This window comes from Rhodococcus sp. BP-316 (assembly GCF_019836105.1).
Classification (GTDB): domain Bacteria; phylum Actinomycetota; class Actinomycetes; order Mycobacteriales; family Mycobacteriaceae; genus Rhodococcoides.
Genome location: NZ_JABUEE010000004.1, coordinates 23224 through 39118, shown reverse-complemented (window position 1 = coordinate 39118; position 15895 = coordinate 23224). Strand labels below are relative to the sequence as shown.

General features: G+C 68.7%; 15 protein-coding genes and 1 riboswitch. Of the genes, 8 read left to right on the top strand and 7 right to left on the bottom strand.

The genetic code is table 11. The features are described 5' to 3' along the window. Nucleotides 1–46: 46 nt before the first annotated feature. The 4 genes from HQ312_RS08730 to HQ312_RS08715 form a co-directional block, all read right to left on the bottom strand. Nucleotides 47–1783 (bottom strand): cytochrome bc complex cytochrome b subunit, encoded by a 1737-nt coding sequence (locus HQ312_RS08730; RefSeq protein ID WP_037185718.1) that lies wholly within the window; start codon nucleotides 1781–1783, stop codon nucleotides 47–49. Next, a complete protein-coding gene (locus HQ312_RS08725) occupies nucleotides 1780–3015 on the bottom strand; it encodes a ubiquinol-cytochrome c reductase iron-sulfur subunit (protein ID WP_081821261.1) in 1236 nt (411 codons plus the stop codon). Before HQ312_RS08725 ends, HQ312_RS08730 begins: the two co-directional genes overlap by 4 nt. Continuing rightward, nucleotides 3012–3893, bottom strand: a complete 882-nt coding sequence (locus HQ312_RS08720; RefSeq protein ID WP_056446281.1) for a c-type cytochrome — start codon at nucleotides 3891–3893, stop codon at nucleotides 3012–3014. Before HQ312_RS08720 ends, HQ312_RS08725 begins: the two co-directional genes overlap by 4 nt. Before the next feature lie 78 nt (nucleotides 3894–3971). Next, nucleotides 3972–4586 carry a heme-copper oxidase subunit III gene (locus HQ312_RS08715; RefSeq protein ID WP_027505815.1) on the bottom strand — a complete coding sequence of 205 codons (615 nt, stop codon included), beginning with the start codon at nucleotides 4584–4586 and terminating at the stop codon, nucleotides 3972–3974. A 287-nt stretch (nucleotides 4587–4873) separates the two neighbouring features. On the opposite strand from HQ312_RS08715, the gene HQ312_RS08710 reads away from it, so the two are divergent. Both HQ312_RS08710 and trpD read left to right on the top strand, forming a co-directional pair. Continuing rightward, nucleotides 4874–5365 carry a hypothetical protein gene (locus tag HQ312_RS08710; RefSeq protein ID WP_222638378.1) on the top strand — a complete coding sequence of 164 codons (492 nt, stop codon included), beginning with the start codon at nucleotides 4874–4876 and terminating at the stop codon, nucleotides 5363–5365. Between the two features lie 11 nt (nucleotides 5366–5376). After that, the gene (trpD, locus tag HQ312_RS08705; RefSeq protein WP_222638377.1) at nucleotides 5377–6420 is read left to right on the top strand and encodes an anthranilate phosphoribosyltransferase; all 1044 of its coding nucleotides are present in this window, start codon (nucleotides 5377–5379) and stop codon (nucleotides 6418–6420) included. A 1-nt stretch (nucleotide 6421) separates the two neighbouring features. Here the strand turns inward: trpD and HQ312_RS08700 are convergent, their stop codons facing one another. Both HQ312_RS08700 and HQ312_RS08695 read right to left on the bottom strand, forming a co-directional pair. Continuing rightward, nucleotides 6422–6697, bottom strand: coding sequence for an Lrp/AsnC family transcriptional regulator (locus HQ312_RS08700; RefSeq protein ID WP_027505818.1), 276 nt, complete (start codon nucleotides 6695–6697; stop codon nucleotides 6422–6424). A 64-nt stretch (nucleotides 6698–6761) separates the two neighbouring features. Next, on the bottom strand, nucleotides 6762–8504 hold the full coding sequence (locus HQ312_RS08695; protein WP_308123856.1) for a DEDD exonuclease domain-containing protein: 1743 nt from the start codon (nucleotides 8502–8504) through the stop codon (nucleotides 6762–6764). A 175-nt stretch (nucleotides 8505–8679) separates the two neighbouring features. On the opposite strand from HQ312_RS08695, the gene HQ312_RS08690 reads away from it, so the two are divergent. The 5 genes from HQ312_RS08690 to HQ312_RS08670 all read left to right on the top strand — a co-directional run bounded on the left by HQ312_RS08690 (nucleotide 8680) and on the right by HQ312_RS08670 (nucleotide 13564). After that, a complete protein-coding gene (locus tag HQ312_RS08690) occupies nucleotides 8680–8970 on the top strand; it encodes a hypothetical protein (protein ID WP_261769350.1) in 291 nt (96 codons plus the stop codon). 113 nt (nucleotides 8971–9083) lie between these two features. After that, nucleotides 9084–9249: riboswitch (cyclic di-AMP (ydaO/yuaA leader) on the top strand. Between the two features lie 16 nt (nucleotides 9250–9265). Then, nucleotides 9266–9835 (top strand): C40 family peptidase, encoded by a 570-nt coding sequence (locus HQ312_RS08685; protein ID WP_222638376.1) that lies wholly within the window; start codon nucleotides 9266–9268, stop codon nucleotides 9833–9835. A 290-nt stretch (nucleotides 9836–10125) separates the two neighbouring features. Beyond that, entirely contained in the window at nucleotides 10126–11127 is a 1002-nt protein-coding gene (locus HQ312_RS08680) for a C40 family peptidase (RefSeq protein WP_081821287.1), read from the top strand. Then, nucleotides 11097–12413, top strand: coding sequence for a hypothetical protein (locus HQ312_RS08675; protein ID WP_308119215.1), 1317 nt, complete (start codon nucleotides 11097–11099; stop codon nucleotides 12411–12413). Before HQ312_RS08680 ends, HQ312_RS08675 begins: the two co-directional genes overlap by 31 nt. Nucleotides 12414–12439: 26 nt before the next feature. Further along, nucleotides 12440–13564, top strand: coding sequence for a glycosyltransferase family 4 protein (locus tag HQ312_RS08670; protein ID WP_222638375.1), 1125 nt, complete (start codon nucleotides 12440–12442; stop codon nucleotides 13562–13564). Here HQ312_RS08670 and HQ312_RS08665 read toward each other — a convergent pair. Further along, complete coding sequence (locus HQ312_RS08665; protein WP_027505824.1) at nucleotides 13552–15360, bottom strand: long-chain fatty acid--CoA ligase; 1809 nt, start codon at nucleotides 15358–15360, stop codon at nucleotides 13552–13554. The genes HQ312_RS08670 and HQ312_RS08665 overlap by 13 nt on opposite strands. Before the next feature lie 135 nt (nucleotides 15361–15495). Here HQ312_RS08665 and HQ312_RS08660 point away from each other — a divergent pair, with 135 nt between their 5' ends. Next, a complete protein-coding gene (locus HQ312_RS08660; protein WP_222638374.1) occupies nucleotides 15496–15873 on the top strand; it encodes a polyketide cyclase / dehydrase and lipid transport in 378 nt (125 codons plus the stop codon). The last annotated feature ends 22 nt before the right edge of the window (nucleotides 15874–15895 follow it).

Sequence of the window (15895 nt, the reverse complement as noted above, 5' to 3'; positions counted from 1 at the left end):
GCGCCACCCGAGTGGGTGGCGCCTCTTCAACCGTTCAGCGGGTCGCTCAGTGCCCGTTGGACTCCGGTCCGTGACCGTTGCCGTTGGACGAGCCGTTGCCGTTCGAGTGGCCGTTGGACGAGCCGTTGCCGTTCGAGTGCCCGTTGCCGTTCGAGTGCCCGTTGCCCTGCGACAGGATCTTCGCCTGGTAGGTGCGGAGCATGGTGAGCTGATCGTGCTCACCCTCGTGCGACAGACGCTCGTGCAGCCGGTGCTCCTCGTCCGAGTCCGGAGTGAAGATGCTGCCCGAGCCGGGCTTGCCGGCGGAACCGAGCTTGTTCATCTTCTTCGGGATCGCAGCACCCTGGTACTCGAGCGGGATCGGGTGGCCGTGATCGTCGACCGGGCCGAGGGGCTGGTGGATCTCGACGTAAGCGCCGTGGGGCAGGCGCTTGATGACGCCCGTCTCGATGCCGTGCTCGAGCACCTGGCGATCGCTGCGCTGGAGACCGATGCAGAAGCGGTAGGTCAGCAGGTAGACGATCGGAGGCAGGACCACGAGGCCGATGCGGCCGATCCAGGTCATCGCGTTCAGGGAGATCGAGAACTTGTACGCGATGATGTCGTTGACGCAGCTGAGCGTCAGGACCACGTAGAAGGCGATCGCCATGGCGCCGACCGCGGTACGCACCGGAACGTCGCGGGGACGCTGCAGCAGGTTGTGGTGAGCGTCGTCCTTGGTGAAGCGCTTCTCGATCCAGGGGTACGCGATCATGATCGCGAACACCGCACCCATGATGACGGCGACCCAGAAGACGGCCGGGATCATGTAGTTGCCGATGTAGAGCTCCCACGCGGGCCACAGTCGAGCCAGGCCGTCCGTCCACATCATGTAGAAGTCGGGCTGCGAGCCGGCCGAGACCTGCGACGGGTTGTACGGGCCCAGGGCCCACACCGGGTTGATCTGCAGTACGCCACCCATGACCGCGAGGACACCGAAGGTCATGGCGAAGAAGGCGCCGGACTTGACCGCGAAGACCGGGAGGATGCGGACACCCACCACGTTGGTCTCGGTGCGGCCGGGGCCGGGGAACTGCGTGTGCTTCTGGTACCAGACGAGCGCGAGGTGAGCTGCGATGAGCGCCAGGATGATGGCGGGCAGGAGCAGCACGTGCGCGACGTACAGGCGCGGGATGATCAGCGTGCCGGGGAAGTCACCGTTGAAGATCAGCCAGTGCATCCACGTTCCGATGACCGGGATGGAGATCGTGATGCCCGAGAACGCGGCGCGCAGCCCGGTACCGGACAGCAGGTCGTCGGGGAGCGAGTAGCCGAAGAAGCCCTCGAACATCGCCAGGATGAGCAGCAGCGAGCCGATGACCCAGTTCGCCTCACGCGGGCGACGGAACGCACCGGTGAAGAAGATGCGCATCATGTGCACGATGATCGAGCAGGCGAACAGCAGAGCTGCCCAGTGGTGGATCTGGCGGATGAACAGACCGCCACGCACCTCGAAGGACAGGTCCAGCGTGGTGGCGTACGCCTTGGTCATCTCGACACCGCGCAGGGGAGCGTAGGCGCCCTGGTAGGTGGTCTCCGTCATGGAGGGGTCGTAGAAGAGGGTCAGGTACGTACCGGACAGCAGCAGGATGACGAAGCTGTACAGCGCGATCTCGCCCAGCAGGAACGACCAGTGGGTGGGGAAGACCTTGTTGATCTGACGACGCATACCCGCTGAGAGGTGATAGCGGGAGTCGACGTCCTCGGCTTGCTTCGCAGCGAGCGTGGCGATGGATGGACTCATCGTGAACCTTCCGATGACGACGCAGCAGAAGCGCTCTCCTGCTCGTGTACTCCGGCCGGACGTTCCCAGTAGGCGGGTCCGAGCGGCTCGATGAAATCGCCCGCGGCGACGAGGTAGCCCTCGTCGTTGACCGTGATGGGCAGCTGCGGAAGAGCGCGGGCGGCCGGTCCGAAGATCGGCTTGGCGTACTCCAACGCGTCGAATTGCGACTGGTGGCACGGGCACAGGATCCGGTTGGTCTGCTGCTCGTACAACGATGTGGGGCACCCGAGGTGGGTGCAGATCTTCGAGTAGGCGAAGTAGTCGCCGTAGTTGAAGCTCTCCTGGCCCTTCCGCTTGATGGTGCGGTCGGCGTCCTCGGTGCGCAGACGGATGAGCATGACCGCGTTGCGGATGCCCTTCAGTGCGTGCGAGAGCTCCTCCTCGTTTCCACGCTCCGACTCACGGAACGGGAAGACGGTCTCCATGGCGCCGGCGTCGAGATCCTCCGGGCGGACGAGAACGATGTCGTCGACGCGTCCGGTGTAGCGACGCAGGTAGACGGTCTCGCCCTCGTAGTTCGGCGTCCAACCCGAGACCCAGAGCGAGGACTCGTCGCCCTCGGCCCACGGGTTCTTGATCAGACCGCCGAGCGGGAGGATCGACATGACGCCGAGCGCGCCGCCGCCGAAGACGAGGCTGCGCTTGATCATCTTGCGTCGACCCAGCGTGGAGGTGTCGAAGGAATCGCTGAGCTCGGCGACGACCGTCTTCTTGTCCACCTCGCTCGATCCACCGTCGTGGCGGTCCTGGATGGACACCTCTTCGGGGATGAACTTCTTGGTGAACTGCACGGCGCCGACGCCGACACCGATGATCGCGAGACCCATGGTGAGACCGATGAGCGGTGTGTACAGGCTGTACAGCCCGTAGCTGTCCTCGCCCATGCCGGCGTACTGCCACGGCCAGAACAGGTAGATGGCGATGAAGGCCACGGCCGACACACCCGCCAGGAAGAACCAGAGGCTGACGCTGCGCTCGGCGCGCTTCTCGGCCTTGGTTCCGGGGACGGGCCAGCGTGCGCGACGGAACGCCACGTCCACGTGATCGAGGTTGGTGCCGAGTGCGACGAGCTCGTCGCGGCTCATGGCGGCCAGTTCCTCGTCCGTGTACTTGCGGTCCGGGTCGAAGCCCTCGGGGAACTTGTTCGGATCGCCGGGCACGCCGTCGTCCTTGCGGTTGTCGTCGCTCATGACCTCACTCCGATCCACAGTGCTGCTGCGACGACCGCTCCGATGCCGACCACCCAGATGGCGATGGCTTCCGTACCGGGGCCGAAGCCGCCGAGTCCGTATCCACCGGGAGGCTGCGTCTCGGAGGAGGACTTGACGTACGCGATGATGTCTTTCTTCTCTTCGGGCGTGAGCTGGCGGTCCGAGAACTTGGGCATGTTCTGCGGGCCGGTGACCATCGCCTGGTAGATCTGCTGCTCGTTCGCCGGGTCGAGTGTGGGTGCGTACTTGCCCGAGGACAGCGCGCCGCCGCGACCGGTGAAGTTGTGGCAGGACGCGCAGTTGAGGCGGAAGAGCTCGCTGCCGCGGGCGATGTCGCCGCCACGGAGTGAGTCCTGCGCGATCTCACCGTTGTCGGTGCGCACCACCGTGGGTCCGCCGCCGTTGGCCTGGATGTAGGCGCCGAGAGCGTCGACCTGCGACTGGTTGTACTTCGGGGGCTTCCGCTCGGCCTGGGCCTCGTTGCGCGCCATCGGCATGCGACCGGAAGAGACCTGGAAGTAGACGGCTGCTTCGCCGACGCCGATGAGGGACGGTCCGCGGTCCTGGACACCCTGGAGGTTGGCGCCGTGGCACGTCACGCAGGACGTGTCGTAGATCTGCTGGCCTTCGCGCACCATGGCCGCGCTGTCTTCCTGCGCGGTGGCGACCTGGGCGTCGGGGGTGAGGGCGGCGGCGAGGAAGCCCGCGCCGACGAGACCCATGAACAGCGCCATGGCGCCACTGACCCGGCGACGGGTACGACGCTTGCGACGCGCCTTGGTCGCCGAGGCGTCCGGCGTACCGGCGGACACGACAGTGCCGTCGTCGTCGGGAGTGGCGGGGGGAGAGGAACTCATCTGTATCCCTTGTCGTGTCGGGACGGCTTGTCGGATGCGACCGATGAGGCTGTCATCGGGTATTCGACGCCTGCTCGGTCAGCGGATGAAGTAGATCGTCGCGAACAGCGCGATCCAGACGATGTCGACGAAGTGCCAGTAGTACGACACGACGATGGCGGCGGTGGCCTGAGCCGGCGTGAACTTGCTGACCAGGGTGCGGGCGATCAGGAAGACGAAGGCGATCAGACCGCCGATCACGTGCAGGCCGTGGAAGCCGGTGGTGATGTAGAAGACGGAGCCGTAGACGCTGCTCGAGATCGAGGTGCCCTCGTGGACGAGGTGGTAGTACTCGTAGCCCTGGCCGGCGACGAAGAACGCGCCCATGGCCAGAGTGATCGTGTACCAGCGACGCAGTCCGAACACGTCGCCACGCTCGGCGGCGAACACGCCCAGCTGGCAGGTGAAGGACGATGCGATGAGCACCGCGGTCACGGGGACGGCCAGCGTCAGGTTGAGCTCGGTCGGCTCTGGCGGCCACTGGCCGGGAGCGGCCTGAGCCCGCGCGACGAAGTACATCGCGAAGAGGCCGGCAAAGAACATCAACTCGCTGGACAGCCACACGATGGTGCCCACGCTGACCATGTTCGGTCGGTTCAGCGAGTGGACACGCTGGGTGATGGCGGATCCCGAAGTACCTACTGCGCTCGTCACATCGAGAAGTATGACTCGTCGTAGTACGGATGGCATAGCCGGGGCGGTATTGGCGAGTCGAGCATCGTTCGCGCGCGCGTGACACAGAATGCCTCCTCGTGGTCCGGTCGGCCCGTCTTCCTGGACTTTCTGTTCAATAGTACTCGTCTGTGCACGTCGGACCGGGTTCCGTCGACCCCCGCGCCCGTGATGTATCCCGCACGCCGGAGTCTCGACCCGAGCTTCAGACTCGATGCCTCCCGAGCGACTCCGGGACCGGTTCCAGCGGCATCTGGCACTGTCGTGACATGACTTCGGGCTCTGGTCGTGGGCGGACACGGTGGTGGCAGCGGCTGTTCGGCCGGGCGGCTCCGGAGCCCCTCGACCCCACTCGCACCGACCTCGTCGTGGTCGCGTCGTGCTTCGACAACGTGGAGGCGTGCTCGACGACCCTCGAGCGCGCGGCGCACACGGACCCCCTCTGGTCCGCGGACGACGACGTGGTGTTGCGCCACCACCTGCTCCTCCCCGCCGATCAGATCGCCGACGCGGTGTCGGTGGCGGCGCAGGACGGATACAGCGAGGCGACCGCAGGTCCCATGGCGCAGACTCCCGGGCATCTGCCCGGCGGTGTCTCCGACGCGACCGTCCTGGTGCTGCAGCGGGTGCAGGTGCTCGACGCGCTGCACTGCTCGCAGGAACGGTCACGGATGGCGGGGTTGGCCCAACGGCGCGACGGGGTGGTACTGGGCTGGGACGCCCTCCAACCGGCTGCCGAGGACGCATCGCCGGAGCACTAGGCTTCCCGCTCATGAGCGCTGGGGATGGCACGCGTACATGGGCACAGGTCCTCGGGGCCCTGGCATCACGCCAGGACCTGACGGGTGCCGACACGGCGTGGGCGATGGACGAGATCATGTCGGACAACGCCACCGCGGCCCAGATCGCTGCCTTCGGTGTCGCCCTCAAGATGAAGGGCCCCACGTCGGACGAACTGCGCGGACTGGCCGACTCGATGCTCGGCCACGCCAAGCGCGTGCCCGTGGACGACGACGTCGTCGACATCGTCGGTACGGGCGGCGATCGGTCCCACACGGTGAACATCTCGACGATGGCGTCGGTGGTCGTGGCGGCCGCGGGAATCCGGGTGGTCAAGCACGGCAACCGGGCCGCCTCGTCCAAGAGCGGCGGAGCCGACGTGTTGGAAGCGCTGGGCGTGCGTATCGACCAGGGGCCGGAGCGGGTCGCGGCGAGTGTCGCCGAGCTGGGCATCGGGTTCTGCTTCGCGCCCGTGTTCCACCCGGCGCTGCGCTTCGCTGCGGCGCCTCGCAAGGAGATCGGCATCCCCACGGCCTTCAACGTCCTCGGGCCGCTGACGAACCCTGCGAGTCCGCGCGCCGGTCTGGTGGGATGCGCGTTCGACGATCTGATCGACGTCGTCGCGGGCGTGTTCGCGGCGCGCGGCAACTCCGTCCTCGTGGTGCGCGGCGACGACGGGCTGGACGAGATCACCACGTCGACGACCACCTCGGTGCGCATCGTCCGGAACGGTGTCGTCGACCACGCGGTGCTCGATCCACGCGATCTCGGTATCGAGCGGGTGTCCCTCGACGCCCTCCGAGGCGGGGACGCCGCACACAACGCGGACGTGGCGCGTCGGGTGTTCGGCGGCGAACGAGGCCCCGTGCGGGACGCGGTGCTGCTCAATGCAGCAGGTGCCATCGCGGCGTTCCGCGGCGTCGACGGTTCGCTCGAGGACGCGATGGCCGGTGCGTTGACGACGGCAGCCGCCGCGGTGGACGAGGGAGCCGCTCAGACGCTGCTGACGCGATGGGCGGCGTTCACGTCGGCCTGAGTCACTCGCCGATGGAGAAGCCCGCGTCGACGTCGGCGCTCGAGTAGGACTTGAACGCGATGTGCGTGTCTGTCCGCACCACGCCGGTGACGCGGTTGACGCGCTCGGTGATCACCTCGGCGATCTCCTCGTGCGTACGCACCTTGACCACGGCGATCAGGTCTACGTCGCCGGCGCACGAGTACACCTCGGACACACCCGGTACGTCGGCGACGGCACGCGCGGTCTCCGGAATGGAGTGCACCTCGGCGTGGATCAGAACGATGGCGGTGATCATGGTGAACCTTCCGAACTGTCGTGAGAGGGCGAACTGCGGGTCAGCCTAGTTCTCGGCCGTGCGGTCATCCCCAGGCCATCGTGCGTTCCTTCTCGCGGCGTCCGACGTCGCGCACGGCGGCGCACCACTGTGCCCATCGCCCCGCTCCGTGCGCCGGTTCGCACCATCCGTCCGTGGTGTCGACGATGCGGACGCCACCCGACTCGAGCCACCGCGCGATCAGCGCCACCTCCTCCGGCGTGGCACCGCGTAGGGGAGTGGCGTCCGGCACGACGGTCTCCGCACCGGCGACGAGTGCTTCCACCACGGGCATGGGCGCGACGCCGCGGCGGGAACGACCGGCACTGGCGAGACGTCCGTGCCGGACGACGACGAACTCCCACCCGCCGTCGTCGGCGCGGCGGGCGGCGATCAACTGCTCGATGGCCGCGAGTGCCTGCAGCCGCTGCACCGACCGCAGGGCCGTCAACAGGGTGGCCGCGCGGTCGCGCAGGCGGGCCGCGGACTCGAAGAGCAGATCCTCGGACAGTGCGTCGATCCGGGCGGCGACGGCATCGAGCACCGCTGCGTCGGCACCCTCGGTGAGAGCACGGAAGGCGACGGGCGCGTCGGCGTACTCCTCGGGAGTGAGCGGGCTCGCCGTCGCCGCCGTGCATCCACCGACGGCCTCGGTGGAACAGTCGTGCACCGCCGAGGCGGCGATGCGGTGGGTGCAGGAGCGCAGCCGGGTGTGCTCGGCGACGAGAGCGGCGGCCTCGGCGGCCGCCCCGCGAACGGAGAACGGTCCGAGCGCGCCGGGCGCCGGTGTCCGGACGATGGAGATGCGCGGGAACGCCTCGCTCGTCAGGGTCAGCCACCAGCCCTTGCGGGGGTACTTCGATCGACGGTTGTACGGGGGCGTGTGCGCACTGATGAGCCTCAGTTCGCGCACGCCCGCCTCGATGGCATGGCTGCACTCGACGTGGTCGACCCGGGTCGCGAGGGCGACCATCTCCTTCATGCGTCCGCGGGTCTCGGATCCCGTGAAGTAGTTCCGGACGCGGCGGTGGAGGTTGCGCGAGGTGCCGACGTAGAGCACCTCGTCGGACGGTCCGCGGAAGAGATAGACACCGGGGGCGTGCGGAAGGCCCGCCGCGAGCGTGCGTTTGGCGCGGTGCGCCGAGGACACCGTCGGCAGGTAGTCGACGAGTTCGGCGTAGCTGTGGACGCCCTGGTTGCCCACCCGTTCGATCAGCCGGTGCAGCACGTCGACCGTGGCCCGTGCGTCGTCGAGAGCCCGGTGGGTGGGCCTGGTGGACACCTGGAAGAGGGTGGCGAGCGAGGACAGCTTGACCGAGGGCGCCTCGTCACGGGTGAGCACCCGCCGGGCGAGCGTGACGGTGCACAGCACCCGGAACGACGGCCACGCCAGATCCATTCGCGTCGCCGCCGCGCGGAGGAACGCGGTGTCGAAGCGCGCGTTGTGCGCCACCAGCACGCTGCCGCGGGCGAACTCGACGAAGGTGGGAAGGACCCGCTCGATCCGAGGGGCGTCGAGAAGCATCGCACCGGTGATGCCCGTCAACGCGACGATGGCGGGCGGAATGGACCGGCCCGGGTCCACGAGCGTCGCCATCTCACCGATCACCCGGCCGCCGCGAACCTTGACGGCACCGATCTCGGTGATCGCGTCCTCGCCCGGTCGGCCTCCGGTGGTCTCGAGGTCCACCACCACGAAGGTCGTGTCCCGCAACGACTGGTCCAGTTCGTCGAATGCGAGCTGCACACCGCGTGCATGCCCCGACACCACAGTCGCCCCATCAGTCACGTGCGTCACCGTAGGTGGTCCCACCGACAGGAACCCGGTCCGTCCACGACGAGCACGCCGTGTCGGTGCACGTCGTTAGCGTCCGTTTCCGAGGCGTGATCGAGCGTCGGATCGGGTGTGATCCGGGCTGAACATCACGGCGAGAGACCGTGAACCACAATGAGACGGAGATCACATGATTGTCGATTGCGGCGAGTGCACCGTGCGCGGAGACGCGTGTTCGGACTGTGTCGTCTCGGTGTTGCTGGGGGTGCCGGGCATGCCCGCGGCGTCGGCCGGCGGCCCGCGTGACACCCCCTTCGCCACGCGCAGAATGCGTCTCGAGCAGGACGAACAGGAGGCGATGGCCGTTCTGGCGGAAAGCGGGTTGGTGCCCCGGTTGCGGTTGGTAGGCAGAGAAATTCCCTCACCGCAGGAGACCGGCCACGACCGACCCGCTGCGGGGCCGGAGCACGCCGCGGGGTGAGTCGGACCGTGATCGTTTCGCGACACGAGTCGGCTGGGCTCGACATCGGGGATGCCGTTTCGTAATCTTTCCGAGACATTGCGGAGTCGAGCAGAGCCACCAGGGACTGCGCCGCAAGGTCACCGCCTAATCGGCCACCTCTTCCGGGTGGTCGTACCGGGAACCCACCGTTACACCGGGGTGAATCCCGTCGCAGTCGCACCAGCGGCTCGTCGGGTAGGGCTGATCTTCCCAGCCCGAACCCGTCAGCTAACTCGGTCGGCGGATATCAGGAAGAAACGGAGCACATCTTTTCGTGGCGAAACACCGCAAACCCAGCACTGCCTCGCGGCCGGTCCGCAACGTTCTCGTCGCCAGCGCGCTCACCGCAGGCGCTGTCGCCATCCCCGCCGCCCCCGCCTTCGCGGCACCGGTGGAGATCCCCGGTATCGGCACCTTCGAGGTCCCGGACCAGATCCTGAGCCAGCTTCCCCCCATGCCGCAGGTCCCCGCGCTTCCCGGCCCGGCCGCACCGCAGTCCAGCGCCGCGCAGGTCGCCGTGCAGGCAGCCGAGAGCAAGGTCGGCGCACCGTACGTCTACGGAGCCGCAGGCCCCAGTGCGTTCGACTGCTCCGGTCTCATGAAGTGGGCGTACCAGCAGGCCGGTATCGAGCTTCCCCGCACGAGCTACGACCAGGCCGCGGCCGGCGTGCCCGTCTCGCAGGCGGATCTGAAGCCCGGCGACGTCGTGTCCTTCTACGGCGGCTCGCACTCCGGCATGTACGTGGGCAACGGCAACGTCGTCCACGCGTCCACCGAGAGCCAGCCCGTCAAGATCGCTCCGCTGTCGTCGATGCCCTTCGACGGCGCACGTCGCTACGCCTGACGCAGCGACACCTTCGCTCGACACCCTGACGCCGCACGAAACCGATCGCCCGGTCGGTTCTGTGCGGCGTCAGTCGGTGAATCCGCCGTTTTCGACGGGTTCTCGGGCTTCGTGGACAGAATCATCGTTCGCGTCGTAATCTTTCCGTGACGTCCTCGGCCATCATCCGCGCCGCCGAGCGACCCGGACTCGTCCAGATCGGAGAACCGTTCATCGTGCCGTCATCGGTCCACCCCCGCGTTCGTCCCACTTCTCGTACGAGACTGCGTGGACTGGTGATCGTGAGTGCGATGACAGCGGCGATCGCCGTCCTCCCCGCCGGTCCCGCCGGCGCCGACCCGGTTCCCGGCGCGTCCGCCTCCGAGGCGGTCACGAAGCTCACCGATCTCTCGCGCGAGTCAGAGCAGACCACCGAGGCGATGCACAACGCCCAGATCGAGCTCGACGCGAAGCTCGCCGCCCAGCAGGAGGCGGACGCTCGACACGACGCGGACCGTGCCGCTCTCGACGCGGCCACGGCGCAGATCGACACGGTGCGGCCCGCCGTCGACAAGATCGCCCGTGCCAACTACCAGGGCGCTCGGACGAACCGGCTCTTCGCGGTCATGGTCAGTGATTCCCCGCAGCAGTTGCTCGACCAGATGTCCGCTCTCGACATCATCTCCACCGACGCGGCCGCCACCGTCGGCACCTTCCGGGAGGCCAGCGACGCCGCAGCGGCAGCCGAGGCGGCGTCACAGCAGTCCGCCGACGCGGCCCGGGTGGCCACGGAGCAGGCGAAGGCTGTCAGCGACGACCTGCAGGGCAAGCAGAGCCGTCTGCAGAGCGAGATCGCAGATGTCGTCGCCGCGTTCGGTTCGCTGTCCGACACGGAGAAGCAGGGGCTGGCCGGCGCCGCGTTCCCGCCGGGCTTCGATCCCTCCGCCATCCTCGGCGCCCTCCCGCCGGGATCGCAGGCCGGAGCACTGTCGGCCGCGTTCACGCAGATCGGCAAGCCGTACGTGTGGGGTGCGACCGGCCCGGACGGGTACGACTGCTCGGGCCTCGTGGTGTGGGCCTACAAGCAGATCGGTAAGACTCTCCCGCGGTCGAGTCAGGCGCAGGCCGCCGGCGGCACCCCCGTCGACAAGGCGAACCTCCAGCCCGGCGACGTGGTCCTGTTCTATCCCGACGCATCGCACGTGGGTCTCTACGCCGGTAACGGCAACGTGGTCCATGCATCGACCTTCGGTGTTCCCGTTCGTGTCGAGTCGATGGCATCGTGGCCCTTCTACGGCGCTCGCCGCTACTGACGGTCCGCGCCCTGGCGGCGCTGGGCCTGGTTCTCTCCCTTCTGGTGGCGTGTTCGCCGTCGGCACCCGACGAGCAGACGCCCACGACGACTGCGGGCCCGGACGCCCGCACCGTCGGTGTCACGGCACTGCTCGACTCATGGACGGCCGCACTCCGCTCCGACGACGAGGCCGCGCTGCGCGAGTTGATCGACTCCGACGCTGACCCGGGATTCGCTGATCGCGAGATCGCCCGCGCGCAGGCGCTGCGCGGTCTGCCGCTGTCCGACTTCGGCTACGAGCTCACTCCGGGTCCCGAGACTCCGGTGCCGGTCGATCGGGCGGATGCACTCGCGGCCACCGAGGTGTGGGCGCCGAACGTCGCACTGCGCTACGCCTGGGCCGACGCCGACATCGGTTCCACGAGTCGCGACATCGCACTCGTCGTCGCTCGTCGGGGCGACACGTGGCGTCTGGTCTCCGATGCCGACCTGCCGCAGTACGGGCGCACCACGTGGCGTGGCCCGTGGGACTTCGGGCCGGTGGTCACGGAGCGAGTCGCCACCGGGTCGACCACGTCGCTCGTCGTGGGTCACGAGGCGCAGCGCGCCTTCATCGACGACCTCGCGGCAGAGCTGCCCTCCGCGGTGGCGGCCGTGACCGAGTTCGCCGGGCTCGGATGGTCTCGCCGCGCGGTCCTGACGGTCACCGGTTCCGATGCCGAGTTCATCAGCGCGGCAGACGGATTCACGTCCACCGATGTCGCGGCCTCGACGATCGCGGATCCGGTCCGCGGGGGCCTGGTCACCGGCCAGCGCATCGTCTTCGGCCCGACTGCGCCGGACCGGCTCACCGACTCGACCCGCCGCACCGTGCTGCGCCACGAGCTCACCCACGTGGCCATGCGCGCGGTCACCGGGGAGGACGCGCCCCTGTGGATGCTCGAGGGTTTCGCCGACTACTCGGGCTATCGAGGCTCGGGACTGTCCTTCGACGAGATCGCGCCCACCCTCGCGGCCGTGGTCCGCGCGGCGGGACCGCCCAGGGTCCTCCCGGAGGACTCGGACTTCGCCGCAGGTGGCAGTCGCGGATCGATCGCGTACGAGTCCGCCTGGTCGGTGGCCTCGTTCGTCGCCGACCGGTTCGGGGAGCCGGTGCTCCGGCAGCTGTACGACCGTTTCGCGGCCGGACCGACCGATCCCACCGTGACCGACTCGGTCTTCTCGGCCACGCTGGGCTTCGGCACCGTCGACTTCCTCGCGCAGTGGGGGCAGTGGGTGGCGGAACAGGCCGCCGGGCAGAGCTGACGGCGGTCTCCGTCTACGGTGGTCCCATGCGTCGAACGCTGCTGGTGACCAATGACTTTCCTCCGCGGCGCGGCGGCATCCAGTCGTATCTGCACACCTTCGCCCAGCTGTTGCCCGCGGACGAACTGGTGGTCTACGCACCGCGGTGGCGTGGCGACTCCCACGTGCGGTTCGACGCGGAGCAGCCCTTCGAGGTGGTGCGGCACCCGACGACGTTGATGCTTCCGACACCGGCCGTTGCCCGTCGGGCGGCCAGGCTGGTGGCCGACCGACAGTGCGACTCGGTGTGGTTCGGGGCCGCTGCTCCGCTCGCCGTGCTCGGACCGCACCTGCGCCGTGCCGGAGCCGAGCGCGTCGTGGCCTCCACCCACGGTCACGAGGTGGGCTGGTCGATGCTGCCGGCGGCGCGGCAGGTGCTCGGTCGTATCGGCTCGACGACGGACGTCGTCACCTTCGTCAGCCGTTACACGCGCGGCCGATTCGCCGCGGCCTTCGGGGCGGACGCGGCCCTCGAACACGTGCCGCCGGGGGTCGACTCGACCGTGTTCGCGCCCGACACGTCGGCACGGGAGACACTGCGCGCGCGCTACGGCCTGGGTGATCGGCCGACCGTCCTGTGCCTGTCGCGGTTGGTGCCGCGCAAGGGACAGGACATGCTGATCCGGGCGCTACCGGGGATTCGCGCGGAGATCGACGGGGCCGTGTTGGTCGTCGTCGGCGGCGGTCCGTACGGCGACACCCTGCGGGCTCTGGCGCAGTCGTGCGGGGTGGCGGATCACGTCGTGTTCACGGGGTCGGTGCCGGCCGAGGAACTGGCGGCACACCACACCCTCGCCGACGTGTTCGCCATGCCGTGTCGCACCCGCGGTGCCGGTCTGGACGTCGAGGGCCTGGGCATCGTGTTCCTCGAGGCGTCCGCGTCCGGCGTGCCGGTGGTCGCGGGCCGGTCGGGTGGAGCGCCGGAGACCGTCGTCGAGGGCGTCACCGGCACAACCGTCGACGGCACCTCGGTCGACGACGTCCGGCGCGCCGTCGTGGACGTGCTGTCCGATCGTGACCGCGCCGCGGCGATGGGGGCCGCGGGACGCGAGTTCGTCTCCACCGAGTGGCGGTGGGACGACCTCGCCGCCCGACTGGCTCACTTGCTGTAGATGGCCTCGATGTCGCTCGCGTAGGACTTCTGGACCACGGCGCGCTTGAGCTTCATCGTCGGGGTCAGCTCGCCGCCCTCCTCGGTGAAGTCCGCCGGCAGGATCCGGTACTTCTTGATGGACTCCGCGTGCGAGACCGTCTTGTTGGCTTCGGCCACGGCAGCATCGATCTCCGCGACGAGGTCGGGATCCTTCGTCAGGTCGGCGACGGTGGCGCCCTCGTCCTTGCCGTTGCGCTGCTTCCAGCCGGGGAATGCGTCGGGGTCGATGGTGATGAGCGCGCCGATGAACGGCTTCTGGTCACCGACGACCATGGCCTGACCGATGAGCGCACTGGCCCGCAGCGAGTCCTCGAGGCCGGCGGGTGAGACGTTCTTGCCACCCGCCGTCACGATGATCTCCTTCTTGCGCCCGGTGATGGCGATGAAGCCGTCCTCGTCCACGGCGCCGAGATCGCCGGTGTGGAACCACCCGTCGGTCAGCGCCTCGGCGGTGGCGTCGTCGTTCTTCCAGTAGCCCTCGAAGACCACGCCGCCCTTGAGCAGGATCTCGCCGTCGTCGGCGATGCGGACGGCGTTGCCCGGCAACGGCTTTCCGACGGTGCCGATGCGCTGTTCGTCCGGCGTGTTGACCGCCGCCGCGGCGGTGGTCTCGGTCAGGCCGTAACCCTCGTAGATGGTCACACCGATGCCGCGGTAGAAGTGCGCGAGGCGCTCACCCAGCGGGGCGCCGCCCGAGATGGCGAGTTCGCACTGCCCACCGAGCGCTGCGCGAAGCTTGCCGTAGACCAGACGGTCGAACAGAGCGTGCTTGGCGCGCAGCACGATCGACGGGCCACCGGTGTCCCGCGCCGCGCTGTAGGCGACGGCGGTGTCGGCGGCCGCGTCGAAGATCTTGCCCTTGCCGTCGCCGTGAGCCTTCTGACGCGCGGTGTTGTACACCTTCTCGAACACGCGCGGGACGCTGAGGATGAAGTGCGGTCGGAACGAGCCGAAGTTGTCGACGAGGTGCGGGATGTCGTGGGTGTGCCCGAGTGTCGCGCCCTGGTCGAAGGCGGCGATGGACACCGCACGTGCCAGCACGTGGGCCATCGGCAGGAACATCAGGGTGGTGCGTCCCTCGGTGAGCATGCGGCCGATGGAACTGGCGGCGATACCGCGGGACTCGGCGATCAGGTTGGAGTGCGTGAGCACGCAGCCCTTCGGCCGTCCCGTGGTGCCGGAGGTGAAGACGAGCGTCGCCGGGTCCGAGGAGCGCAGCGCCGCGACGCGGTCGGCCACCGTCGCGTCGGTGATCTGGGCACCGGCGTCGGTGAGGACGTCGATGGCGCCGGGCCGCTCGGCGGAGGCGTCGATCTGCAGGACCGTCGCGACACCCGGCAGCACGGGAAGGATGTCGGTGAGGATGTTCGTGTGGGCCACCGTCTCGGCGATCATCGCAGCGGCGCCCGAGTTCTCGAGGATCCACCGCACCTGGTCCGACGACGACGTCTCGTACACCGGAACGGTGACGGCGCCGGCGGACCAGATCGCGTAGTCGAGCAGGGGCCACTCGTAGCGGGTCGACGACATGAGGGCGACCCGGTCGCCCTGCTTGACGCCGGATGCGATGAGCCCCTTGGCCACTGCGCGAACCTGGGCCGCGAAGTCCGCTGCGCGGACGTCCGACCACCCGTCGCGGGTGGCGCGGCGGTACACCACGACGTCGGGCCGAGTCTTCTCGTGCGCGAACACGGCGTCGACCACCGACGCGTCGTCCTCGATGGTGAATGGTGCCGGGACGGTGAACTCGCGCACGGATTCCTCCGATGTCGTAGCGGTTTCGGACGAGGCTTCACAGTAATCCTGTCCATTCCCCGGATGTCACCGGCACGTGCTCGTCGACCGAGGTCGTCGACGCCGTCGACGAGGGCACGTGGGATTCTGGTCCGCATGAGCAGTGTGCAGGTCGCCGACCAGACGTTCGTCGCGGCGCGGGCCGAGGACGTCGCGGCGCTCGTGTCGGACACCCGTCGATGGCGGGCCTGGTTCCCGGGTCTCACCGTCACGGTCCAGGAGGACCGGGCCGAGAAGGGTGTCCGATGGGTCGTCGCGGGACAGCTCCGGGGAACCATGGAGGTGTGGCTCGAGCCGATGCTCGACGGCGTCGTACTCCACTACTTCCTGCACGCGGAGCCGACCAACGGAGTGCAGGAACCGTCCACCCACCGCCGACGAGTACTGGGCAAGCAGATGTCGTTCGAGATCAAGGCGCTCCTCGAGGCCGGGCGGGCGGCGGGAGAACCGCCGGTCCCGGGGCTTCGGTCCTGACTCGCGGGTACTCGCGGCGACA